The sequence below is a fragment of the Flavobacterium sp. W22_SRS_FK3 genome (genome assembly GCF_052113665.1).
GTDB lineage: Bacteria > Bacteroidota > Bacteroidia > Flavobacteriales > Flavobacteriaceae > Flavobacterium.
In genome coordinates this window covers 1-22,995 of record NZ_JBGQOF010000002.1, presented here as the reverse complement: position 1 = coordinate 22,995, position 22,995 = coordinate 1, and the positions used below count along the sequence as shown (strand labels likewise).

Genomic DNA, 22,995 nt, shown 5'->3' with positions numbered 1-22,995 from the left:
TGAATTATAAGAGGGAGGAATTTTAATAAAAACCTAAACATTAATTTGAACGTAAAAAAGTTCCTGCATACCCTCCGTTTTTTGCCTTTGGATTGATAACAATTGCCATTGAATCAACAACTACTTTACCAGTACTTTTCTGCATAGTTCCCCAATGAAATTGTTGAACACCAGTTTTAGTATTAGTAAAAGTCACAGCGATTGAACCGAACCAACCTTTATCAGAAAGATTTGATTTTGACGTAGTTACAGCTTTTATCGAAATCAATTCTTTATTAGATAATCGCCACCCTGTAGTAAGATGTTGTTCAACTCCCTTATTAGGTCCCGAATCAGGAAAATAAGTGGTATGCTTAGCACCTGAGTGCTTAACCTTTTGTTTATTTTGATTATTATTATTGTTAGAATAACCTTGATTTTGATTATTGTAACCTTGATTATATTTTCCCATTAGTTTATAATGTTTTTAATAATTAGTATTATTTCTGCAAACTTTTTAAAGATGATTACAGCCGAATCCATCAAGAATACATATAAATAAATCCGACTGTAATTTTTTGGTTTATCGCTTTCTGACACGAGCAGAACGGCTATTTCCATTGTGTTTTAAAAGCCAAATCAAACCGATTAAACCAACTACAGCACCAACTAAAATTTTCCAGTTTTTTGTAAACCAAACCTTTAAAGTACTACTAAGAATAGTAGAACCAATTTGACCACTACCAGTTACTACACCTGAGGAAAGACCATCATTTACACCTGTCAATATAGCATTAGTTAAAACACTTGTTCCAGCACTCGCAACAGCTCCAACACTTTTAGCCGTACTTTGATTTAAAGCAGCTGTTTGAGCGTTCCAATAATCTGCTTCAGCTTGCTTTCCTTGTGCTTCTGCTTCTTTTGCAAGCTTTTTAGCTTCGACAGCATCAGTAACTTTTCCTATTACAGTTTGAGCAATTCCACCGACACCTGGAACAAAACCGACAGCAGTTGTGGCTACTTTTACCAAATTTTTGAAAGAAACATTTTTCTTAATTGACTGACCTATTTTTTTAAAAAATCCCATAGCCTATACAGTTTTTAAGGTTCTTACAACAAAATTGATGATAGAACCCTGAGATTTATTAATTTCTAAGGCAGTAACAGCCACTAAAGGCAATGTTAATCTATCATTTAGCCCTTGAACAACAGAACCATTTTTCAAAATAGCCTGAACAGGGTCAATGTCACGACTTAAAGTTTGTAATTCAAAAGGCAGATACTTAACAATTTGACCATTTACAAATTGATATGACAAATCAGAAACAGAAGGATCGACAGTCATAATTGCTAAATCAAAACCGTTAACATCAATCTTTTTATTAAACTCCTCAGATGCTACAGTTTTTTGTTCAAAGAAATAAATTGAATCTGTAGATTCTGGCTCTTCAATTCCATGTAATTCATACAATTTTGTATCAACTAAATCTTCTAAAGTAATTTTGATACTTTCTTTTTCAGCAAGAAAAATAGAACCACCCTCTGATAATTCACACAACGCAATAAGCGCATTATCTTCATCAGATTGAGTGCATTCAGTTCCGTAAGTACTAGCTAGAATGAAATCCTTTAAAGGAATCTTATTAGCCAAAATAACATTCGAACCATTTCCACGCTCAATATAAATACTGATTTTTTCAGTCTTCAATTCAGATAAAGCCAAATCACTTGACACGATTAAAGAACCGATTGATTTTGTTACTTGTAATTCAGGCGATTTATTAACCCCTGTAATAGATGCAATTTTCATTTTTATAATTTTTAGTTATTAAATTTCTTTCACAAAGATTATTACAGTTCTAAAAGAAGGTTTTCTATTTTTTTCGATTTCTTTCTAATTTTTTCGATTTCTTTCTATTTTAAGTCAATATTTTATATGCTATAAGGTCAGAAATCATCAAATAAGTTCTTTTCAATTGTAGGCTATCTAAAATAGTTTGATACTCTTTCCTTGCAGTCGGATAACTCACACCGAGTAAATACATTAACTCAGTTTTTGAAACTTTTTGGCTTGTATTTTGTGTTTTCATGGCTTATAAAAATAAAAGTTGATGTTCATGAAATAGACTATAATCAAATTGATTGACTATTTTTTCTTTTGTTCTAAACTCGTGCAGATAGAAATGTAATTTGTTGTTGAACCAAGTTAAAAGCGATTTTTCCGTAAGCAAGTCCAAATCTTCGAGCAATAAATTAAGCGCAACAATGTAACTAACACATTGATTATTTGCGTAATATTCCCTAAATAGGGATTTTGCCAAACGTTTTTTAATTGTAGTACTCGAAAGAGTATCTTTTCTCAAACGCTTAATTATAGGATTGAAATTTGAAATTTGAGACTGTAAATAATCAAAATCGAAAAGCTGTATTAAGTTTTCTTTGTTTACCTGACTTTTACCTGTATTCTCTCGTAATTCAAAAAAGCCTTTGTTTGCAATTTTTAATAATTCGTATAAGTTTGCCTTATCAAAAATACCCCAAGTCATTGACTGACTTACATTTTCGTTTGCTTTTGAATGTTCATTTAAACCTCTGAAAAACGCAGAATTTAGTTGAAATTCAAAACGCCAAACATTATCATTTTTTAGGTTATTATTTGCATAATACTCATTTATATAAGGCTTTTCGGTTAATTGAAGAGAAAGAGTTTTGTTATAGCATCTTATAATTTTGTCGGATGTTCTTTTTCCGATTTGGAAGCCATTGAGGATGGATTTCCCTTTGAAAGTTTCAAAGTACGATTGTATATTCTTAGGACGACCGCTAATAAGAAAATTACCGCTAACCATATTAGAATATAAATTACGATAGGAGTGATGTGTATCACATTTATCCAAACAAATATCAAGGCGATTAACAGATTTAAAGCTATATAAAGTTTCATCGCAAAATTTTTCAATAACATTTTTAAGTTCATTATTTGAGAGTGTATAAAATAAATTGTTTTCGATTTGTAATTGTGCTAATTGTTCGCTTATAATTGCACTTCGAGGCTTAGCGGTATAAATACCAATTTTTAAATCCTGATAATAAAGGTCTGCACGAATTTCAAAAATTTTAGTTCCGTAATCATAAGGCTTTAAACGAAATTCTGAATCTTCGGGAAACTCCCCGAACGGCTGACCTTCCAAATTAAGTATTAAGTAGTCAATATTTATAAGCGTTGTTTTTAATTTGTCAGTTTTAAATTTAGTTTTAGTTTTGTGTCGTTCTTTGTATGAAATCATAGTTTTTACGTAGGTTTGAGTGAGTTGGCTGCCGTTATACCCTACGGCAACGATTGAAAATTTGGACTTATAAAAGGTTAGGGGTTTCAAACATTGAAAAATGAAGTTTTGGTAAATCTTTTACAGTAAAAACAATACTTGACGTAGCTTTTTCAGTAAGTTTTTTTAATTCAACATTTTGAGAATGAAAAGACAGCGCATGTTTAATATGTTCTAAATTAATTTCTCTGTTAATTTTCACAATCTCTTTAATGATAAAATCATATTGATAATGCAATTGATCCACAGAAACAGTTTCTACAGGATAATTTACATACTCGTTTAAATCCTCTACAATGCAAGCAATTTCAATTAGTAAGCCATCTTTTTTTGCAAGTAATTTTTGAATTTCTGACATATTATTTATGAGTTAAAAGATTATGTTTTAATAGCTTTTTGAGCAACGTTTTAGAGCTATCACAATAAAAAATAAATTCATGCAATGCCTGATTTTGACGAATTATAAAACAATCCTTTTCTATATGGATTGAAATTCCTACTTTCGAACCTCTAACACGAATGTGCAAGATTTTAAAGCCTAAGTGTTCAGTTTGACAAAACGGACGAATTTTTTTTAAAAAGGTTTTAGCATTAAATGTTGTTTGGCGCATAGAATCTACAAACACAAGCAACAGCACATAATTTTCTAATGAAGAGCGTTTTAAAGCCATAGGTTTCTTTGTTAATAAGTTACCTTACAAATGAACTATAATTTATATTATGTAAAATAGAAAATTAATATATTATTAAAAATGAATATTTAAACTCAAGATAATGAATGAAATACTGAATTTAAATTAATATATTTAATAATAATTTTAAGAAAAAATTTAGAATTACACAATTCAATAGTTTTGCTGTAACATTATGGCATAGTGATTTATTATTTTATTATTTTTACATTTGACTATATTAAATTTACTATGAATACAATTGCTGAACATATTGCGGATTTTTTAAAAGAATATCCGCCATTCGATAATTTGACATTTCAGGAACTCTTTAATATTGCAACCAATATCCGTGTAATAAATTTAGAGAAACATGCCGTTTTGTTTCAAACTAATGATTTACTTCATGACAGTTTTTATATTGTATCATCGGGTATTATAAACTTGACCACAATTGCTGATGCTGAAGAAACAATAATAAATAAATGTCATGAAGGTGATATTTTTGGATTGCGTCCTTTTTTCGCAAAAAACAATTACATGATGACCGCTAAAGCGCGTGAAGAAAGTATTGTTTATGCTGTACCAATTGCTGTTTTTAGGCCATTTGTGGCTAATAATTCTGATGTTTTAAACTTTTTATTAGAAAGCTTTTCAATTAATTCGCGCCATACAAAGGATAATTCAAATTCAGGTGGTAAACTGATTTCTGATAACGGATTTTATTCGGATACACAATCAGAAATGCAATACATTCAGTCTCTTAGTTATAATAATTCACCATTAACAACCACAGCAGATAAAATTGTTAAAGATATTGCCATTTTAATGACTGATTCAATGGTTGATAATATTGTTGTTTGCGAAAATAATAACCCAATTGGTATTTTAACAGATGCAGATTTGTCTTCAAAAATAGCGACAGGTCGTTATGGAATTACTGAAACAATAGATAAAATTATGTCATCTCCTGTTGTAACAGTTATTGAAAACGTTTCCCTTGCAGAAGCCCAGTTATTAATGTTAAAACACAATGTTACACATTTATGTGTTACAAAAGATGGTACAAATAAATCCGTTGTTAAAGGTATTATTTCAGAGCATGATTTAATTGTAGCTCAGGCAAGTAATCCGGGTGTATTAATTAAAGAAATTAAACGCTCACAATTGCCAAAAGATTTAAAACAAATAAGGGATCGTTTATCTGATTTAATTCAGAATTCCATTCAAAAAAATATTCCAATTTCACATGTCTGTAATATTGCCAATGAAATTAACTTAGCACTTATAAAGCGTGCTGTTGAATTAACAATATTGGATTTAGGCTCCCCTCCTGCCCGTTTTGCATGGCTAAGTATTGGTAGTCAGGGAAGAAAAGAACAGCTTTTACTTACGGATCAGGATAGTATATTGATTTTTGAAGACGTTACTCCTGAAAAATACAGAGAAGTAAAAGATTATTTTTTGAGGCTTGCAAAAAGAACTACATCTCTTTTAGAAAAAGTAGGTTATGAATTCTGTCCAAACGGACATATGGCAAGTAATATGTTGTGGTGCAAATCACTGACTGACTGGATAAAACAATACAACAATTGGATGAATACTCCAGGTGAAAATAGTAATGATTTGAGTAGTATTTTTTTTGATTATGAAATTGTTTTTGGTGAGCCAAAAATTGAAGAAGCTATTGAAAATGTTATCTTTAAAAATGCAATAAATAACCCATTGTTTTTTGATTTTTTAGGAAATGATGCTTTAAAAAGAAATTCGCCATTAAGTTTTTTCAAGAAATTCATTTTAGAAGAGGAAGGCCCTCATAAAATGAAGTTTGATATTAAAACAAGAGCATTGATGCCTTTAATTGATGCTGCTAGATTATTAATATTAAGTTCAAATATTAAAGGAATCAAAAATACATATTTAAGATTCAAACAACTGGCGATTTCAGATTCAAAAAATGCTGAGATATATTTAAGTTGTGCGGAAGCTTTTTTGACCTTATTGAAATTTAGAACAGTCGAAGGATTGATAAATGATGATTCCGGTCAATATATAAACATAAAAGAATTATCTAAAACAGACAAAGAGAAATTAAAAAATGCATTAGCTCCTATGCGTGACTTGGAAGAGTTAATCAAAAGTAAATTTCAACTTACACAATTTTCATAATATGCTTGACTGGCTAAAAAATATTAATAAAGAATATCCTGAGTTTTGGAAAGAATACCTTAGCAAATTTGAAACTAAGCCAAACAGGTTTGTAGTTATATCAACCGAGACTTCAGGTCTGAACCCCTTGAAAGATGTAATTTTGTCTTTGGGGTCTTTTGCAATAATTGATGACAGCATCATAATACAGGATAATTTTGAAGCCGTTTTATTGCAATATAAGTATTTGCATGATAACGGTTTATCAAATGAATTTATAATCGAAAGTAAAATGAAAAAGCTTCAGGAAAATGAAGCTCTTCAAACTTTTATAGAGTATTTGGGAAATGCTGTTTTGATTGGTCATCATATTAACTTCGATATTGAAATGATTAATGCTGCATTAGAAAGATTAGATTGCGGCAGATTAAAAAATGAAGCATTGGATATTGATGTCATGTATCGAAAATTAAAAGACATTAATGACAAACAATTTTCTTTGGATGAATTATGTGAAATATATAAAATTCCAAAAAGTGACAGAAATTCATCTGCAGAAGATGCTTACAGAATTTCTTTATTATTTTTAAAACTAAAATCTAGATTAGGAATTAAATAAATTATTATGTCTTAATAGATAATTGACAAAATCAAGTTATATTTTAAAAATTTAATTGAATAATTTTGCCATCCACTGCATTTATTAAATATACAAGTACTTTGGCGATTTGTCGATTCTCCAAAATACTATTTCATTTTTATGTCTAGTTAAATGAATTCAAATAAAAAACTTCAGGTTTTCTTTCCTTTCATTTGTATCATTTAATAATACAGTGATATCTACAAACAAAATTAATTCTTTAGGAAACCATTGAATATCATGTATCTAGTTTTGCAACTTTATTTTTTTTAAATTTTATATTATTTTTCGCTTGTATATCTCACATTTATCCCTATATTTGCACCCGCAAACAAACCTCATTAAGCTTAATAAAATAAGCTTAATAAAAATACAAGGCCTCGTGGCGCAACTGAATAGCGCATCTGATTACGGCTCAGAAGGTTACTGGTTTGAATCCAGTCGAGGTCACTCTACGGGACAAAAGATAAAAATCATCTTTTGTTCCGTTTTTTTTATCTTCTAAATCCTTATTAATCAAATAGATAGACTCCACAATTGAGTTGACTCTAGCGGTTTGTATTTTATTTTCTTGAATTGTAAAATTTTCGGGATAAACTAAACCAATTAGGCTGCGAGCCTCTGACAAATCCATGTCTACATATGCTTGGTTCATCTTAATTAAATTGTCAATTCCTTTATTTAAAAGCTCTTCGATACTATGTTTATCTTTTGTTACTGATGATAATTCTCTCTCAAGGTTTGTAATTCGTAAACCGTAGTCCTCTTTTATAAGCTTGTAATCATCTGGGTCAATTTTTGATGTTAGCAATAAATCTCTCGCATTGCTTAATCGTAATTCATAGTCCTTAATTTGTTCTAAAAGCCTTCTTTTCTGCTCACCTGCATTATCAGCTAGTTCCCGATGGGTTTCGTACAAAATTGAACTATAAAGTTTTCTAATTTCAGGGAATGTCTGATACTTTTTAAGGTTTTCAACAAACAAATTATTTGCTGTTTCAGAGTTTATTCTGAATTTACAGATAGACTCGCAATGATAATAGTGATAGTGCTTGTGTCGCCCTTTGCATTTACTTCCCTGTAGTTTTTTCTGGCACTTTGGACAGATAAAAAAACCTCTTAGAGGAAAATCTACAACGGTCTTAATTTTAGGCCTGTAAATACGTGTTCTGCCATCTAAAACATCCTGAACATTATAAAATAATCCCTCAGAAATAAGCGGTTCATGGAGTCCCTTAACCAACATGCTTTCTTCGTCCTTATATTTCGGAACAAAAATTTTACCGTAGTATATTGGATTTCGTATCAAGCCCCACATATTAGCTTTAGTTCTTTTAAATCCTCTCCTCTTAGCCATATGATATATTTGTTCAGTATTAAAGATCCCCTTAGCAATCTCCTCAAATATCCAACGCATAACAGAAGCTTCGGGTTCAACCAACGCAATATATTTTGTGCCATCTTCTTTTGACTTATTGGCATATCCAAATGGTGCAGTACCCATATATCTTCCTTCTTTCTTTGCTCTTCTCATTCCATGAAAGGTATTAAGCGCCCTTCTATCGTTTTCAACTTCAGGAACTGCAAGATAAAAAGCAAGCATCATTTTGTTTTCTGGAACTGACAAGTCAAGAGGCTGCTCAATTGCCTGAGGTTCCACTCCTAACTTTCTTAAAGTGCTTATCATTTGATATGCGTCACCTGCATTTCTGCTGAAACGATCCCATTTTGTAAACAAGATAAGATCCGTTTTATTTTTTTCCTTTTTCAACTTAATTAAAATCTTATTCCACTGTGGTCTATTAAAAGTCTTAGCAGAATGATCCTCATAAATAACATTTCGAACCTCGATATAATTTATCGAGCAATATTTACGAAGAACTTCTTCTTGATTTCTTTGGGAATAACCTTTCTCAGCCTGCTCATCTGTGCTTACGCGTATGTATAAATCTGCAATAATACTCATGATTCTAAAAATTTAGATACAACCGCATGCGCGATTTTTCGTAAAAATAATAAAATTTCAGTTGCTTCCTCAATCGTAACATTCATACCCTCAGAGTTTAACATTTGCATTGCTTTCTCTGGAGTAATTTTTCCTCTATTAATTTCATCTTCATTATCCATTTCATTTCATTTAATAAAAAAAGCCCTTATTGGGCTTTTGATTCACTTTAGTTTAATCGAAAAAGTAAATTTTACTTCTAAAAGTCTTTTTTGATGAAGGCTCATATTTCAAATAACCATACTCACTCAATTCTCGAATACATTTATGATATGTATAAGCTGATAATACTTTAGCAACTGGAGTGATTTCATATCTGTATGCTTCAATTGGATTTGTAAAACCATTACTGTTTCTGAATTGTAATAAAGCCGCAAAAATTGCTATATGCGTTGGACTGACACGAAAATCATTTTCGATCGCAGTAAAGAAATTATACAATGGCTTTAAACTTTCCATAACTCTTATATTGAATGAGATTTACTTTTTTTACTGTTTTTTTTATTATCAGATTCCGACGAGTCTGAATTAGTATCAAGATTTTTTTTTTGTTCTTTTGAAACAGATTGATTTTCAAGTATTGATTTCTTCTCGTCTTTACTTTCACGGTGATTTATTCTCTGCATGTTTTCATCAAAAACTTTTACAGTCTTAAATTGAGGATTTGCCTCGATGTACATCTTGCTTTCAACACCGCCGACTACAAAGGTGACTGACTGAAGATTTCCTTTCTTAAGGGAATTCAGCAAATCCTCTTTATACTTAGCGGTTTCCAATTCCTTGATTGAATGCTTAGCAACACTGGCTTCTAAGTCGTAGCCGTAATTTTGATGATAGTGATTAAGTTTGAAGTTACCGCCGTCATCACTATTTTTAAAATCTATTTGAATCCAACAATTATAAAGTTCTCCGTCCTTATTTTTTAGATCTTTATTTACAGAACGGCCTTCCATTAAGTTGTAAGCCTCTTTGAGCGTAATATTACCACCGCTGCCGTTAATATAAAAGGTTTGTTCTAAAGATTCTTTTGAATTTTCTTTTTGAAGATTTACATGGTACGAATTAAAAAAATACATATCACTCTGATCTGACTTTTTAAAATTCAGCACCGTATTCATAGAATCTGAACCGTATACTCCTTCTCTCATAATCTTAAATTCTTTCTCACCCTGCATCATCTTTTCTTTCAGGTCTTGATCGAACGTCTCTCCAAATCCAGTATATTTCAACTGGTCTTTCAGGTATTCTAAATTTTTCTGATTCATAATATTTATATTTAAGTTATTTTCTAACAATTCTTTTCTTTCCCTTTCCCGATTGGCAAATCCGGTAAGATCAAATGCCTCATTCTGCGAAATATCGATTCCGCTCTGCAGAACAACCCGTAAATCATTTATAAGTGACTCTGTAGTTATACTCTTAAAATAGTCTGCATCATTAGTCATAATAAAACAGTATTCTTGTGCGTCCCAAGTGTTTCTAAAAAACTCGATATTATCAGCATCACAAATTCGATCCATTTCAAAGGCACTATAGGCATAGCCCGCTTCTGCAAATTCCTCAGCCAAACTCAGCAGAATTTCAACATCATTTATATTTATTGTCATGATAGAATTATGGAATTTAAAGTCACCGTTTCCTAGTGCCTACAGTGGAATCAAATGGGGCGTATTGTCACGCTCCAAATTTTACTGTTTGCAGTGCACCCATGTTTGGAAACCCTCCTGCCAAAGTACCTGCGCTAAGTTCACTTCCTGCCCTGCCTGCGCAGGAAAACTTAAAATGATGCCTTATAATCAGGTGCATTTTAAAGAAACTGAATACTCTGCCGTTGTGGATAGCTGTGAGGGGTTTCAGGTCGTGCGCATGATAATTAGCCACAAACACATGAAAAAGAATTTCACGCCGACCTATTTTCATAAGGAAGTCATGCAGCATTGGATTAATCCCAAAGGCGAAGTCCGAACGCTCGCACTCAGCACCAATGTGTTTTCAAGTACGCTAGATGCATGGAAATTCTATTCCCCGCTTGAAATCAAACCAAAGGATTTCTCTCGTAACGCCAAGTACTTTATCAATCCTTATAAAGTCTATCCGCAGGTTAAAGTGCTTCCAATTTTAAAAAGAAATGGCTTTAAAAGTTCGGTCTATAACATTGCACCGCACCTGCTCTTCTCATCACTTTTATCCGACCCCATCGCAGAAACCCTTTTGAAATCTTGTCAGCTGAACCTATTGCAGTACTATATAGGCGCTTCAAGACAGAACATCCGCCGAAACTGGCAGGCGGTCAAAACGGTCATCAGAAATGGCTATAAGATTTCAGATGTGCAGATTTGTGAGGATTATCTCGAACTGCTTCGTTATATCAATAAAGACCTTTCATGCCCTCTTTACGTCTGTCCCAAAAATCTAAGTGAAGCTCATGACCACTTGGTACAGAAAAAAAGGGAACTGCTCAGAAAGAAAAAACTCCAGGGCCTGCGCCTTGAAATCGAAAAAGCGCAGAAAAAATACGAAAGCGACAAAAAGCGCTTTTTCGGACTGCTTTTTAAGGAAAAAGAACTTACTATCTCCGTAATCGAAAACGTAAAGGATTTTATGCAGGAGGGTTATGATTTAAGACATTGTGTATTTACAAACGAATACTACGACAGAAAGGATTCGCTTATACTCTCGGCGAAAGTCGGCGAAAAATCCGTGGAAACCATTGAAATCTCTCTCTCTAAAATGGAAATCCTGCAATGCAGGGGCTTAAAAAACAAGCCGTCAAAACATCACAGGCAGATTCTGAATCTGCTTAGTCAAAACCTCACCCTGATTAAAGACAGGATGAAAAAAAGAAACAAAACAAGAGTTTTATCATAAGCCGGCATTACTGCCGGTTTTTTTTTCGCCGCGCAGACACTTCAAACTTTAAATGTTTTTGAGGCCAAGAAGTTTATTTGGTTTGATTTAGATTTAAATTCTGACATTCAGGTAATTATACCTAGTATCATAAGCATCAATTTAGATAAATTTACTTCATTGTTTATCTGGCAGAAATCAAAACCTAACATTCTAATTTTCAAACAGCACAACCTGCCTATCTAATGCAGGACATTAAAAAAATACAAATTCATATCAATTATAAAATACAGGAACATTCTATGACTTACCAACAGGCAGCCGCCCACATTCAGCAAACTTACCTTAAACCTTTGGAAACTTTTGAAATCAAAAATTTAAGTGATATAGAACGATTTCATGATGAGCTGATCCGCATCAGGGTAGAAATCAAATTCAAAGTAGGACTGGATGTAATGCCGCACTACAGGGGTGAACAAAATTATGGCTGGGATATTCTTCCCGGAATATTCAGGCCTCCCTTTTCGGGAACAATGGATTTGAAAAAAGCCAGGGAAATTGAGAAAAAAGGCGCAGAGATTTTCAAAGAAAAAGTAATTGAAAATTACGGGGAAAACCAGCTCTTCAAACACAGCATAAAACCCTATGGTGAGACTTGGGACTTATTGTTTCAGGCGCAGCATGCAGCCTTAAAAACAAACCTTTTAGACCTCTCCACCTCGAGTATCTCTTCATCTTTTTTTATGTGCGAACCTGACCCCCGCTTTGATGCGGCGGAGGGACAGCTCTGGGGAATACTGGTGCCTTCCGATTTTATCTATAACGAAACTTCCGATTATGATAAACTGTTGTACCCTGAGTTCGATCCTTTCGCATTGGAAAACGGTTTTATCTGCAACGTACCGACCTATATTACCGATATTGACCAAAGGACTTACCAATTCAGGCTTTTCCGCCAGCACGGAAGACTGTTCGCCTCATCCGATGCCGATCTGCATATCCCGATGAACCAAAAAGAATTCTGGAAAGATATGATGATAAGGGTCAGGGTTCCCGCCGAAGCCAAAAAAGCAATTTTCAACGAACTCATCCAAAGAGGAATCGACCGCAAAAAGATGATGCATATTGAAACCCCGCAAGCCGATAAAATGATAAATGATATTAATCAAGTACTGACCAACATGTAAGGATAAAATAACAGCAATTCATAAAGCAATCAATAATTCTAACTAACGCCCAAAAACAATGAATCAGAAAATTATCGACAACAAGCATGGATTTGCCATTTTTCCATCCGTGAAAATCATGAATTTTGTCACAGACAATGATGGCACCAAAACACTAAAATGGATCAAACACCTGATTTTCGGGGATTGGATAGGACTTAATCTGGGACCGGACGGGCAGCCTGTTTTCGAAGTCCACAATAATATCCAGTATGTCAGTGTCAGGGGCAGAAACTGCAGCGGACTTATAGAACCGCATGAAATACAGCCCAACAGGATACTTGAACTTAATTTTGTGGATGTAGGACAAGGGGACGGCTGCCACGTAGTGACGCCCGAAAACAAACATTACATCATTGATGCCGGCGCCTCCGACAACATGTTCCGTTATTTGAAATGGAGGTTCAATCTCAATAAAGCAGGTAATTTCCCTCCGCCGATGGACGTCGTAATCTCGCATTCTGACGAAGACCATTATGCGGGCTTCACTAAAATATTTGAGCATACAAAAGAAGGCCGCAAAACTTTCAATATCAAAAATGTGTACCACAATGGCATGGTTGAAAAAAGCGGCACCCATCCTTCCACCCTCGGTACACTGGTAACCAGCCAGAATAAATCTTACATTACCGATTTATGCCAGTCAGAGGCCGATTATCAGGCCAGGGTCACCTCCCAGCCCCTGAAACATGGACAGTACATCAAAATGCTGCAAAAAACCACAGCGGACAAAATAGGTATCTGGGCAGGGCTTCCCGGTCTGGATACCGACAGCACCAAAATGGAAATTCTAGGGCCGGTGACACAAGACGTACTGGGTAAGCCTGGGCTGCCTGTATTTGGCAGCAATAAGGGAAAAACTAAAAATGGACATTCGGTCATTTTAAAACTTACCGTGGGAAAAGTGAAAATGCTCCTTGGAGGTGACCTGAATGAACCTGCCGAAGACCATCTCATGAAGCACTACACCGGAGCCGATCTGCCTCTGCTGCGAAAGGGATTAAAATCAGCTGATCCTGTTAAAAGACTTAATGCCGGCAATGCAATCCGGGCTGCTGTCCTTCAGGCAAGGACGGTTTTCCAAACCGATATAGCCAAATCCTGCCACCACGGCTCTTCTGATTTCACCAGTGAATTCATGGATGCCCTGAACCCTATTGCCACTGTTATCTCAAGCGGTGATGAGGAACCGCACTGTCATCCCCGCCCGGATACTCTGGGGACTATCGGAAAATACAGCAGAGGGCTGCGATCACTCATATTTTCAACCGAACTGGCACGGTCTACACCTGAATTCTTAAAAAAGACACAAAACAGCAACACATCTGCTCCTATTACCAAAGAACGTCTGGTAACTGTTTATGGAATGATAAACGTGCGTACCGACGGCGAGAAGATTATTATTGCCCAAAAACTGGAAGCCCCCGCAGACAGAGGTGCATGGGATATCCATGAAATTACTTGGAACAGTGCTCTTAATGAATTTGAATACCTTTTTTAAATACCTTAAAGACACAATATCCTCTATAAAAATAAACCTCAGAAGCCCGCCTGCTGTTGAGCAGACGGGCTTGGCTGTAAATAAATTTGGAAATTGGATTACTTAATGGCAATAATAGTGTCCACAAGGTTTTCCTGATCGATAAACGCAGCGATATACTGCTGGACTTCATTACGCTTATCCGAATCGGTCTCAAAAGTATTGATATGAAATTCGTCATCCTGATCCAGAATATGAATAATCTCAGTATACCCTTTTGAAATCAGGCTTCCCTTGAGTTTAATGACTGTGAGCTGCTGCCGGGCATCCAAATCTTTTCTAACTTTTAATTGTATTACTTTTTCCATTGTGAAAGATTTACAGGTTAGTTTATTGATGAATCCGTAGTCAAATATACCAATTTAGCCCTTTACTCATATTCTCTGTAATGTTAAAACATAATATTTAGGCAGAGTGTACGATTTTAATTATTCCAACAATAACTGGAAAAAAACTATCTTTACAATTACGCCGATTTGTCAGTGGCAACACATTCTTAAAAGCGGTGCAATTGTATCAACCAAAAAAAGTATAACAAAGAAATTTATGGCAGGAAATGTAAATGTTACTTCTAACGGAATAAAAAAAATTCTCAGTAATTATGAAACTCCCAGTGCTGTTGCAGAATATATCTGGAATGGATTTGATGCAAAAGCAAATACTGTCGCCATAAACTACTCAGTGGATAACTTTGGATCACTGGAATACTTGGAAATAATTGATAATGGCTATGGTATCAATCAAAATAAATTGAACTCAAAATTTAAGCCTTTTTATGAATCTGAAAAAGCTGTAAAAGTTTCTGCTCCAAAACACACATCTGCAATGCATGGTAAAAACGGGGTCGGCAGGCTGACTTTTTTCACCTTTGCCAAAAGTGCAAAATGGATGACAACTTTTTTGAATGGAAAACAGTTCGAAACCAATACTATAATAATAAACAGCAGCGAGCTTACTGATTATAAAGTTGAAAAGGCTGGTAATGAATCCGATTTTTCAGGCACTATAGTTACTTTTACCAATCTACAGATTTCCGAGAATCAAATGGACAAAGTAATTATTCCTTTTCTTATCAGGGAGTTCTGCTGGTTCTTGGAATTAAACAAGCACAAAAATTTCCAGATCAAAATCAACAATATCCCCTTAGACTACGAATTTAATGTAGCCGAAAGAGATGAAAAAATATCAATTACTTATTCGGACAGTAAATCCGGAAAGCAGACAGTATTTAATATTAAATTTATTCAGTGGAAAGAATCGCTGCACCAGGAATATTCAAAATATTACTTTTTAAATGATAAAGAGAATGAGGTCTACAAAGATCATACAACACTGAATAAAAAAGGAGATGAATTCTTTCACAGCGTTTATATACAAAGCGGCTATTTTAATGATTTTGACTTCAACAGCTCAGAGAATGAAACTCAGGGCAAGTTATTTGGAAAAGCTAAATCATCTCCTGAATATCGTTATTTAATAAAAATAATCAATCAGGTATTAAGGGATAAAAGAAAACCCTTCCTAAGACAGTTTGCCGATAAACTTATTGAGAACTATGAAGAAACAGGTATCCTTCCTGTTTATAAGACAGAATGGGAAGAGAGATTTAAAAAAGAAGATTTAATTGAGACCCTGAAAAGTCTGTATGAAATCCAGCCGAAATTATTTACCAGCCTTAGCATAAATCAAAAGAAAACATTTGTCAGGTTTCTTGACCTGCTGCTTGACTCCAATGAAAGAGAAGATATCTTTAAAGTGCTTGATGAAATTCTTGATCTTTCAGCCAAGGAAAGAGAGGATCTTGCAAAAATTTTCAAGACCACAAAACTGAACAGGGTTATTGAAACTCTCAAATTAATTCAGGACAGATACGAGACAGTCAATATTCTCAAAGAGCTTGTCTATAATAAAGACCTTAAAGCCAATGAGGTCGATCACTTACAGAAATTAGTTGAAAGCCACTATTGGATCTTTGGAGAACAATATCATTTAGTTACTGCCGCTGAACCTAAATTTGAGGAAGCTTTGAGAAGATATATCTATCTTTTGACTGATAAGGATACTGCGGTAGAAATAGATCATCCGCATAGACTTAAGGAAATGGATATTTTTGCCTGCAGACAGAATACCCTATTGGACCGAATAGAAAATATAGTGGTTGAGCTTAAACATCCGCAGATCAATCTTGGAAACAGCCAATATAGTCAAGTTTATAACTATTTGGAGTTAATTCAAAAACAACCGGAATTCAATGCGCCAAATATGTCTTGGGAGTTTTATCTTATTGGAAACAAATTTGATTCCACCAATTTTATTCAGAATCAGATAATTACAAACAAACCTCATGGCACCCGTTCATTAATTATGCATTTAGAAGAAGGGAGGATAAAAGTTTATGCAAAAACCTGGAGCGAGATTTTTGCAGACTTCGAAATCAAATATAATCATCTAAATGAAAAATTAAAACTGGAAAGGGAATATTTAACTAGACAGGTTAATAGCCCTGATATGGCTATTGAAACAGTACAGGGAAATTCAGCAGTACAATTAAAAGAAATTAAAATAAAATCCTAGGTAAAGAAAAATAGCAGAAAATCGGAATTGTGAATGGAGTGTTTTAACTTTAAGAAATGGGTTATTTCGAAAGCTGGAAATAATTATCAACCAACACAATTTATTAAATGCCGGACACTACTGCATGGCGTGAATACAAACAAGTTTCTCAGGCTCTTAAAGATATTACTGCTGTTTGTACTTGTCTTAGTATTAAACTTAAAAAGTCATTTTCTGTATTAATCCGTGACGAGGCAGCCGGATTTGGAGTTGTCTACAATTTCAAAAAAAGCAAAAGCGTTTTTTAAAGATAATAAACCATCCAAATTTTGTGATAAAATCCTTGTACAATTTATTTAGAAAAAAAAACTAAAAAAATAATACTTAAGATGCTCATGTTCAAATGTGTAATATTTTTAGACTGATAAAAATATTGAAAAAAGATATATTTGAATCTAGGTGCAGAATCGGTGCATCACTTTTAAGAACAAATTTAAAATACTGTTCTACAATCACTTGAAGACTTAAGTTCGAAACATTACTAGGCTGTTTTTATTTTATTTATTCCATTTCGTTACTAGGTTCGAGTCCCGTTCCCGCTACTAAAATAGTACCATAAATAAGTTTAAAATTTTGTGGCAAAATCCTGGCACTAGGTTTTTGGAATGGATACCTTTTTTTGCTACAAAAACTTAAGGCAAATACTATAGGAATTGCAGCAGAATGGAATCATTGCTACTCTTTCGCAATTATTCACCTGCACTCCATAGAAAGATGTCAGTAAAAATTGATTCAGCCCGCCATTCGTTTAGCACCGGCTTTACTAAATTGCTTAAATATAAATCCAGGCGCAAGTCTGCTAAATATATAAAGCAAACGCGCCGTTCCAAAAATCATCTCCAGTTTGTCATTTGCAAGATTAGTAACGCCACTGGGTACTAAATAATCAAAATACTTACCAGCCCCATAGGATACATATACTGTCCCAAGCCCAACAAGCCCATTAAGACTTGTAGATTTTCTTTTTTTACTTAATTTTACTTTTTTACAACATGAATTATAACATATATTATAAACAAGTTTAACGATAAATCATACTTTTAAAGTACGTATAAGGGGTGTTTTGAGTTTCGTAGCAAAATCGTGGCAAAAAATCCATGGAGCGGATACCTTTTCTACCAAAAAGCTTATGGTGTTTTTTAAAGTTATTTCACCCATCTAAGTTTTATGGAAGAATCGTGGAAAATAGGTGTCTTCTAAACCAGAAATCCCGAAACCAACCACTTTTTCCATTAAATTTATTCCGAAAATCCGTTATAGTAATTCTTGATAATATTATTTTAAAATTAGTAGACATTACTTCCTGAAATTGTAAGGATATGCTCTGTATGTATTGAAGGACAATAGTGACCGTCATTTTCTGCGTAGTCTAATTTTTCAACATAAATCTTACCATTACTGATTTTGTCAAATTGAAACAAATTATGAGATTCATATCCAGCAATAACCTTCACATCATATCCGTTATTTTGATAGAGTGTTAAACCTTGCCCAACAAGTGCGTTTCCTCCACCGCTTGGAGAAAGAGAAAAGTATATTAAAACATCTTCAATACCATCACCTGTAAAATCTCCTGTATATGATTCTTGAATATCAAGTATTGCATCGTGCGATTCTAAAATTTTAGGAAAATAATTTTTGAATTGCTTTTCTGCAAGTCTTACTGCATCATTTGTTGATATTTTATGTCTAATAATTTGCATTTCTTTTATAGACAATTCTTTCTCTTTAAGTTCTAATTCTTTTTCGCTTTTTGAATTATTGCAACTTGTAAAAGCAAAAGATATAAGTATTACAACTACTACTTTGATTTATATTTATATTCATTTTGATTTGTTGTATGTTTTTAAAATAATATTTCTTTTTACTCCAATCTTTTTTAGATCCTTCTGTATTCACTGATAGGCGCTAAAGCATTAAAAGCAAAAAATATTATTTATGCAAAAAAACCCGAGGCTATTACATGCGGGCTTGTTGTTAATTTTATTTTAACAAATTAAAAGCGATATTTAATCTAAAGAAATATAATTTAGAAACGCATGATAATGAATAAGTAAATATATTCTCAATTATAAATCTTAATAATGTCTTCTTATTAATAAAGGTAAATTCAACATATCTCGAATTTTAGTTACTATAGATTTCTTAGTTTTTTTTCCTTGGAATGCTAAAGTATAAATTTTTCTTATTTTGTTTTTTTTTATATACATTTTGAAACTTTAATTAGTAAATTTTTTTTTTAGTACAAAGCATTTAGTATTTATTATTAAAAAAATAAATATATGATTTGCACAAAATTTTTTAAAATATAATTAACAATTATACAAGATCCCTATATTGAGGCTGGAAGTCGATACTAACTCTTCACTAAAAGTGCAGAGAGTTTGTTTCACTAGATACTTTAAGTCTCTAGTGAAGCAAACTAATCTTAACAAATGAATATTTAAATAAAATTTTACATTTCTTCGCATCACTAAGTATTACAATAAATTTAAAGATTTTAAAACCAATAAAAATGAACTATAAATGCGCATAAATAATTAAAAATCAAATCATTATAACGTATCTGTTTTCCAAAAAGATGCACATGCAATTCCTTAAATATTTTACATTATTCGCCATTTAAATATTTGTTTTTTGGATTAACCAATTAAATAAAACATATTGCCTTCTTTTTATGCTGATTTTTTCAGTTCTTTATTGCATCATAAACTATATGATTTATCACTTTTAATTAAAATAGTATGATCTGAAGAGCAAATATATTCCGGTCTCTTTTTTTCTGAAAGTGGTAAATTATTAATACTATTATATGTTACTATAACAGTATCTCTCTCGTAGGGAGATAAATTACCTGTTGAAGCATGAAACATATTTGGATGAAAAAAAACAACTGATCCAGCTGTCAGCTCTAAAACTTCAATTCCATTTAGGTCAGCATATGCTTTAACAATATTATTATCTACAGTAAACTTCAAGTTCGAATTTAGTGAATTTAATATATCATTTTTATCAATAGTATCCTTCTTTTTAAATTTTGCTATACCCTCTTTATGTGATCTAGGAATTACCATTAAAGGTCCTTGAAACGATTTTGCATCATCTAAATAGATCATTGCTGAAATCATATCCGGTGATGCAACTCCATCATCTATGTGCCAATAAGGATAATCTTGATGCCACTCCCACCATTTTCCTAAAAATGGCTCTTTAAGATTTAATTTATATTGATATAAATATAAGTTTTCTTCAACCAATTTTTGAGCTATAGACAATAGTCGTAAATCTTTGTATAATTCTGAAAATATTTGTGAATGCATATGAGGTGCAAAAATGGAACGAATCTTATTATCCTCACAAATAACGTTCGGTAATTCTTTTTGGTCTTCAAAATTAGATATTTCATTTTTATACATATTTACTTCTTCAAGTGTAAACATGTTATCAACTACAATATATCCTTTTTCATGGTAACTTTCAATTTGACTTTTCTTCATTTTTTTTTACTTACAAAAGTATTATTTATACTCCTACAAATAAAACAATTAACATTTATAAAACCTAATTTTTTTAACACGTTTTTTCTATTCATTTTGCCAAAATTATTATTTTATTTAAATTTTATCCTTAACTTAAAATTGAAATATTATTTATAAAAATTTATAATTTTTAATAAAATTCACTACAATTATTCAAAAGTCTAACAAATGCTCTTAAAATACTTAAGCTACTTAAATGTTGCATTAAAAAAAGTATTTTTCCAAACAGTTTTCGCAAAGTAAAATACAATTTAACATTTTGAGAATTTTCTTTGCTTTATACTTTTACAATTTTTTGAATAACTATAATAAAAAACAATTAACAGATATTTTTTAGTTCATTTATGTGTTTTAAGCTTTCCAATATTCTAGTAGAAGGTGGTCCAAAATCAAGTAAACATGCTATTTCATCTACTCCTGCTTCTTCTGTCTTCCGCACCATATCCATACAAGATTCTTTACTGCCTATTAGTCCTTTGGTATTCGCAAATCTTTCATATAGAAAATTCAAGAAATCATCCAAATCTTCTTCTGATAAAGAATCCAATGAAAAACCACTATCTCTATTGTAAGCCATGCCCTCAAATAATTTTTTATTTCGCTTTAAAAAATTACAGTACGGTTTTCTTGCTTCCTCTTTTGTGTAATCATTATCCAATCCAATAAATGTATGCAACATCAAGGTTACTTTACCTGTTTTAGGATCAAAACCATTCTCACTGCGTTCTTGTCGATAGAGCTTTATTTTTTCAGCCAACTCTTCTACTGTTTGATCTAAAACTGAAGTAAGTATATTAAACCCTAGCTTTCCGGCATTTTTAAATCCTTCAGAACTTCCGCTTATCGTTATATAAAATGGCACTTCTTTTTGGACTGTAGCAGGATATATCTTAACAGCTACCTTTTTCCCATTACCACTTAATCGCTCTATAGATTCTCCTCTCCATAACTTTTTGACTGTATCTATTCCTTCATACATCACCTTATGTTTATCTTTATAATTTTGAGAAAAAAAAACGAAGTCATCTGGGTTCCATCCTGAAGCTACTGATAATCCAACACGTCCATTGGATAAATTGTCAACCATTGCCCATTCTTCTGCTACACGTATAGGATCGTGAAGTGCCATAACCACACTTCCACTATTGAGTCGTATTTTTTCAGTTATACTGGCCAGAGATGCTTGAAGCACTGCTGGGTTATTAAATATCCCACCAAATTCGGTAAAGTGACGTTCTGGAACCCATATTGATGAGAAATCATTTTCATCACCATAAATGGCACACTTTTTTACCAAATCATAAATATTTCCAGATAAAGAATCTTCACTACTCGCGAAAAACATAATTCCAAATTCCATATATTTTACTACTTTAATTTAACTATTATTCTTACTATTTAAAAAACTACAAATTTGCTCAACATTCTCTCTATCTAAAATGGCATCATGGGTTGTAGCTATTGAATGAACTAATACTTCTTTATTAGTGTATTTATTCCATCCGTAGTCAAACTCATAAATATCATTCTCTGTAAAAATTATTTTACCATCCATTTTTGCATATGTTGTTTTAAATAAAATAACTTTTGCATTCAGTTTATCTTCAACTTTATTTAAATAAGAACAATTTTCATTGTAGAAATTAACTTCTAAACGCCCTTTAAGTTCCTGATCACTTATTTTAAATTCTGACTCCCTTAGCAATTTGCTCACTGTTTCAAGTTGTTCTTCCTTAGATTTATCTTCAATAGCTAAATCCGAAAAATTGAAGTCTTCCCCAAATATTCCAGTTTGTTTTTTCAAAAATTCTCGAAACATCTTATCTTCATCCATTTCACTATTATCTTCAAATGAAACTCTTCCATCAAAAATTAATAGCTCATCTACTTCAAATCCGTTATTTCTTAATTGCAACGCCATTTCATACGCTATGGTTGCTCCGAATGAGTATCCTCCAAGTCGATAGGGACCATATGGATCCTTTTTTTGCATTTCTGCAATGAAAACTGAGGCCATTTCTTCGATAGACTTTAAAATTGGAGATTCTCCATATAATCCTGAACATTGAAATGCATAAACAGGTTGATCCTTTCCCAATTGTTTTGTTAGTTCAATAAAACAATTAACCGTTCCACTTCCTGGTGGGGTTAGATATAAAGCTTTTCGACTTCCTTTTTCCCGTAAAGGAACCATAATATTTTTTTTAAAATGATCTACTGAGTACATCTTATCTACAAACTCAGAAATTGTAGTATATTCAAATACCAGATTTATACTGACATCTGTCGAGAACATGTCATTAATAAAGGAAACTAATTTTATAATCAACAAACTATGGCCTCCTAATTCAAAAAAGTTATCATGGATTCCAACCTTATCAACTCCTAATAATTCCTGCCAGATTGCAGCTAACTGCGCTTCGGTTTCATTACGGGGTGCTACATATTCTTTACTGGATAA

22 protein-coding genes and 1 tRNA gene are annotated in these 22,995 nt (G+C 32.7%); 8 read left to right on the top strand and 15 right to left on the bottom strand.

What is annotated here, in order from left to right:
- Positions 1-40: 40 nt before the first annotated feature.
- The 6 genes from ACEN2I_RS02025 to ACEN2I_RS02000 all read right to left on the bottom strand — a co-directional run bounded on the left by ACEN2I_RS02025 (position 41) and on the right by ACEN2I_RS02000 (position 3,976).
- A complete protein-coding gene (locus tag ACEN2I_RS02025; protein WP_441764453.1) occupies positions 41-451 on the bottom strand; it encodes a hypothetical protein in 411 nt (136 codons plus the stop codon).
- Positions 452-562: 111 nt separating this feature from the next.
- Positions 563-1,066, bottom strand: a complete 504-nt coding sequence (locus ACEN2I_RS02020; protein WP_441764452.1) for a hypothetical protein — start codon at positions 1,064-1,066, stop codon at positions 563-565.
- Positions 1,067-1,069: 3 nt separating this feature from the next.
- On the bottom strand, positions 1,070-1,789 hold the full coding sequence (locus ACEN2I_RS02015; protein ID WP_441764451.1) for a hypothetical protein: 720 nt from the start codon (positions 1,787-1,789) through the stop codon (positions 1,070-1,072).
- Between the two features lie 283 nt (positions 1,790-2,072).
- Entirely contained in the window at positions 2,073-3,266 is a 1,194-nt protein-coding gene (locus ACEN2I_RS02010; RefSeq protein ID WP_441764450.1) for a hypothetical protein, read from the bottom strand.
- A 67-nt stretch (positions 3,267-3,333) separates the two neighbouring features.
- Entirely contained in the window at positions 3,334-3,663 is a 330-nt protein-coding gene (locus ACEN2I_RS02005) for a hypothetical protein (protein ID WP_441764449.1), read from the bottom strand.
- 1 nt (position 3,664) lies between these two features.
- Positions 3,665-3,976 (bottom strand): hypothetical protein, encoded by a 312-nt coding sequence (locus ACEN2I_RS02000; protein ID WP_441764448.1) that lies wholly within the window; start codon positions 3,974-3,976, stop codon positions 3,665-3,667.
- Positions 3,977-4,228: 252 nt separating this feature from the next.
- Between ACEN2I_RS02000 and ACEN2I_RS01995 the strand changes: the two genes are divergently transcribed.
- The 3 genes from ACEN2I_RS01995 (at position 4,229) to ACEN2I_RS01985 (ending at position 7,214) form a co-directional block, all read left to right on the top strand.
- On the top strand, positions 4,229-6,145 hold the full coding sequence (locus ACEN2I_RS01995; RefSeq protein WP_441764447.1) for a DUF294 nucleotidyltransferase-like domain-containing protein: 1,917 nt from the start codon (positions 4,229-4,231) through the stop codon (positions 6,143-6,145).
- Position 6,146: 1 nt separating this feature from the next.
- Positions 6,147-6,743 carry a 3'-5' exonuclease gene (locus ACEN2I_RS01990; RefSeq protein ID WP_441764446.1) on the top strand — a complete coding sequence of 199 codons (597 nt, stop codon included), beginning with the start codon at positions 6,147-6,149 and terminating at the stop codon, positions 6,741-6,743.
- A gap of 397 nt (positions 6,744-7,140) precedes the next feature.
- Positions 7,141-7,214, top strand: a tRNA-Arg gene (locus tag ACEN2I_RS01985).
- Here ACEN2I_RS01985 and ACEN2I_RS01980 read toward each other — a convergent pair.
- The 4 genes from ACEN2I_RS01980 to ACEN2I_RS01965 are packed head-to-tail and all read right to left on the bottom strand — an operon-like array spanning position 7,180 to position 10,376.
- The gene (locus tag ACEN2I_RS01980; protein ID WP_441764445.1) at positions 7,180-8,730 is read right to left on the bottom strand and encodes a recombinase family protein; all 1,551 of its coding nucleotides are present in this window, start codon (positions 8,728-8,730) and stop codon (positions 7,180-7,182) included. The two genes, ACEN2I_RS01985 and ACEN2I_RS01980, sit on opposite strands and share 35 nt — an antisense overlap.
- Entirely contained in the window at positions 8,727-8,891 is a 165-nt protein-coding gene (locus ACEN2I_RS01975) for a hypothetical protein (protein ID WP_198855757.1), read from the bottom strand. The genes ACEN2I_RS01980 and ACEN2I_RS01975 overlap by 4 nt, the downstream gene beginning before the upstream one ends.
- 52 nt (positions 8,892-8,943) lie before the next feature.
- Positions 8,944-9,228, bottom strand: coding sequence for a hypothetical protein (locus ACEN2I_RS01970; protein WP_441764444.1), 285 nt, complete (start codon positions 9,226-9,228; stop codon positions 8,944-8,946).
- Positions 9,229-9,233: 5 nt separating this feature from the next.
- Positions 9,234-10,376 carry a hypothetical protein gene (locus ACEN2I_RS01965; RefSeq protein WP_441764443.1) on the bottom strand — a complete coding sequence of 381 codons (1,143 nt, stop codon included), beginning with the start codon at positions 10,374-10,376 and terminating at the stop codon, positions 9,234-9,236.
- On the opposite strand from ACEN2I_RS01965, the gene ACEN2I_RS01960 reads away from it, so the two are divergent.
- The 3 genes from ACEN2I_RS01960 (at position 10,375) to ACEN2I_RS01950 (ending at position 14,343) form a co-directional block, all read left to right on the top strand.
- Complete coding sequence (locus ACEN2I_RS01960) at positions 10,375-11,637, top strand: PcfJ domain-containing protein (RefSeq protein WP_441764442.1); 1,263 nt, start codon at positions 10,375-10,377, stop codon at positions 11,635-11,637. The genes ACEN2I_RS01965 and ACEN2I_RS01960 overlap by 2 nt on opposite strands.
- A 224-nt stretch (positions 11,638-11,861) precedes the next feature.
- On the top strand, positions 11,862-12,803 hold the full coding sequence (locus ACEN2I_RS01955) for an FRG domain-containing protein (RefSeq protein WP_441764441.1): 942 nt from the start codon (positions 11,862-11,864) through the stop codon (positions 12,801-12,803).
- A gap of 58 nt (positions 12,804-12,861) precedes the next feature.
- The gene (locus ACEN2I_RS01950; protein WP_441764440.1) at positions 12,862-14,343 is read left to right on the top strand and encodes a ComEC/Rec2 family competence protein; all 1,482 of its coding nucleotides are present in this window, start codon (positions 12,862-12,864) and stop codon (positions 14,341-14,343) included.
- 98 nt (positions 14,344-14,441) lie between these two features.
- Here the strand turns inward: ACEN2I_RS01950 and ACEN2I_RS01945 are convergent, their stop codons facing one another.
- Entirely contained in the window at positions 14,442-14,690 is a 249-nt protein-coding gene (locus ACEN2I_RS01945) for a hypothetical protein (protein WP_441764439.1), read from the bottom strand.
- A gap of 238 nt (positions 14,691-14,928) precedes the next feature.
- Between ACEN2I_RS01945 and ACEN2I_RS01940 the strand changes: the two genes are divergently transcribed.
- Positions 14,929-16,956, top strand: a complete 2,028-nt coding sequence (locus ACEN2I_RS01940) for an ATP-binding protein (protein WP_441764438.1) — start codon at positions 14,929-14,931, stop codon at positions 16,954-16,956.
- A gap of 107 nt (positions 16,957-17,063) precedes the next feature.
- Complete coding sequence (locus ACEN2I_RS01935; RefSeq protein ID WP_441764437.1) at positions 17,064-17,243, top strand: hypothetical protein; 180 nt, start codon at positions 17,064-17,066, stop codon at positions 17,241-17,243.
- A 1,038-nt stretch (positions 17,244-18,281) separates the two neighbouring features.
- On the opposite strand, the gene ACEN2I_RS01930 is transcribed toward ACEN2I_RS01935, so the two are convergent.
- The 4 genes from ACEN2I_RS01930 to ACEN2I_RS01915 all read right to left on the bottom strand — a co-directional run.
- Positions 18,282-18,698 carry a hypothetical protein gene (locus ACEN2I_RS01930; RefSeq protein WP_441764436.1) on the bottom strand — a complete coding sequence of 139 codons (417 nt, stop codon included), beginning with the start codon at positions 18,696-18,698 and terminating at the stop codon, positions 18,282-18,284.
- Positions 18,699-19,700: 1,002 nt separating this feature from the next.
- The gene (locus ACEN2I_RS01925) at positions 19,701-20,492 is read right to left on the bottom strand and encodes a phytanoyl-CoA dioxygenase family protein (protein WP_441764435.1); all 792 of its coding nucleotides are present in this window, start codon (positions 20,490-20,492) and stop codon (positions 19,701-19,703) included.
- A 361-nt stretch (positions 20,493-20,853) separates the two neighbouring features.
- Positions 20,854-21,894 (bottom strand): MupA/Atu3671 family FMN-dependent luciferase-like monooxygenase, encoded by a 1,041-nt coding sequence (locus ACEN2I_RS01920; protein ID WP_441764434.1) that lies wholly within the window; start codon positions 21,892-21,894, stop codon positions 20,854-20,856.
- A gap of 18 nt (positions 21,895-21,912) precedes the next feature.
- A partial coding sequence (locus ACEN2I_RS01915; protein WP_441764433.1) for a thioesterase domain-containing protein occupies positions 21,913-22,995 on the bottom strand: 1,083 nt, incomplete at its 5' end.

Excerpts from the sequence above, each read along its gene's own strand:
- ACEN2I_RS02025 (WP_441764453.1), bottom strand. The coding sequence starts at position 451 with ATGGGAAAATATAATCAAGGTTACAATAATCAAAATCAAGGTTATTCT.
- ACEN2I_RS02005 (WP_441764449.1), bottom strand. The coding sequence starts at position 3,663 with ATGTCAGAAATTCAAAAATTACTTGCAAAAAAAGATGGCTTACTAATT.
- ACEN2I_RS02015 (WP_441764451.1), bottom strand. The coding sequence starts at position 1,789 with ATGAAAATTGCATCTATTACAGGGGTTAATAAATCGCCTGAATTACAA.
- ACEN2I_RS01980 (WP_441764445.1), bottom strand. The coding sequence starts at position 8,730 with ATGAGTATTATTGCAGATTTATACATACGCGTAAGCACAGATGAGCAG.
- ACEN2I_RS01995 (WP_441764447.1), top strand. The coding sequence starts at position 4,229 with ATGAATACAATTGCTGAACATATTGCGGATTTTTTAAAAGAATATCCG.
- ACEN2I_RS01990 (WP_441764446.1), top strand. The coding sequence starts at position 6,147 with ATGCTTGACTGGCTAAAAAATATTAATAAAGAATATCCTGAGTTTTGG.
- ACEN2I_RS01950 (WP_441764440.1), top strand. The coding sequence starts at position 12,862 with ATGAATCAGAAAATTATCGACAACAAGCATGGATTTGCCATTTTTCCA.
- ACEN2I_RS01960 (WP_441764442.1), top strand. The coding sequence starts at position 10,375 with ATGATAGAATTATGGAATTTAAAGTCACCGTTTCCTAGTGCCTACAGT.
- ACEN2I_RS01975 (WP_198855757.1), bottom strand. The coding sequence starts at position 8,891 with ATGGATAATGAAGATGAAATTAATAGAGGAAAAATTACTCCAGAGAAA.
- ACEN2I_RS01940 (WP_441764438.1), top strand. The coding sequence starts at position 14,929 with ATGGCAGGAAATGTAAATGTTACTTCTAACGGAATAAAAAAAATTCTC.
- ACEN2I_RS02010 (WP_441764450.1), bottom strand. The coding sequence starts at position 3,266 with ATGATTTCATACAAAGAACGACACAAAACTAAAACTAAATTTAAAACT.
- ACEN2I_RS01965 (WP_441764443.1), bottom strand. The coding sequence starts at position 10,376 with ATGACAATAAATATAAATGATGTTGAAATTCTGCTGAGTTTGGCTGAG.
- ACEN2I_RS01955 (WP_441764441.1), top strand. The coding sequence starts at position 11,862 with ATGCAGGACATTAAAAAAATACAAATTCATATCAATTATAAAATACAG.
- ACEN2I_RS01920 (WP_441764434.1), bottom strand. The coding sequence starts at position 21,894 with ATGGAATTTGGAATTATGTTTTTCGCGAGTAGTGAAGATTCTTTATCT.
- ACEN2I_RS01945 (WP_441764439.1), bottom strand. The coding sequence starts at position 14,690 with ATGGAAAAAGTAATACAATTAAAAGTTAGAAAAGATTTGGATGCCCGG.
- ACEN2I_RS01930 (WP_441764436.1), bottom strand. The coding sequence starts at position 18,698 with ATGCAAATTATTAGACATAAAATATCAACAAATGATGCAGTAAGACTT.
- ACEN2I_RS01970 (WP_441764444.1), bottom strand. The coding sequence starts at position 9,228 with ATGGAAAGTTTAAAGCCATTGTATAATTTCTTTACTGCGATCGAAAAT.
- ACEN2I_RS01925 (WP_441764435.1), bottom strand. The coding sequence starts at position 20,492 with ATGAAGAAAAGTCAAATTGAAAGTTACCATGAAAAAGGATATATTGTA.
- ACEN2I_RS01935 (WP_441764437.1), top strand. The coding sequence starts at position 17,064 with ATGCCGGACACTACTGCATGGCGTGAATACAAACAAGTTTCTCAGGCT.
- ACEN2I_RS02000 (WP_441764448.1), bottom strand. The coding sequence starts at position 3,976 with ATGGCTTTAAAACGCTCTTCATTAGAAAATTATGTGCTGTTGCTTGTG.
- ACEN2I_RS02020 (WP_441764452.1), bottom strand. The coding sequence starts at position 1,066 with ATGGGATTTTTTAAAAAAATAGGTCAGTCAATTAAGAAAAATGTTTCT.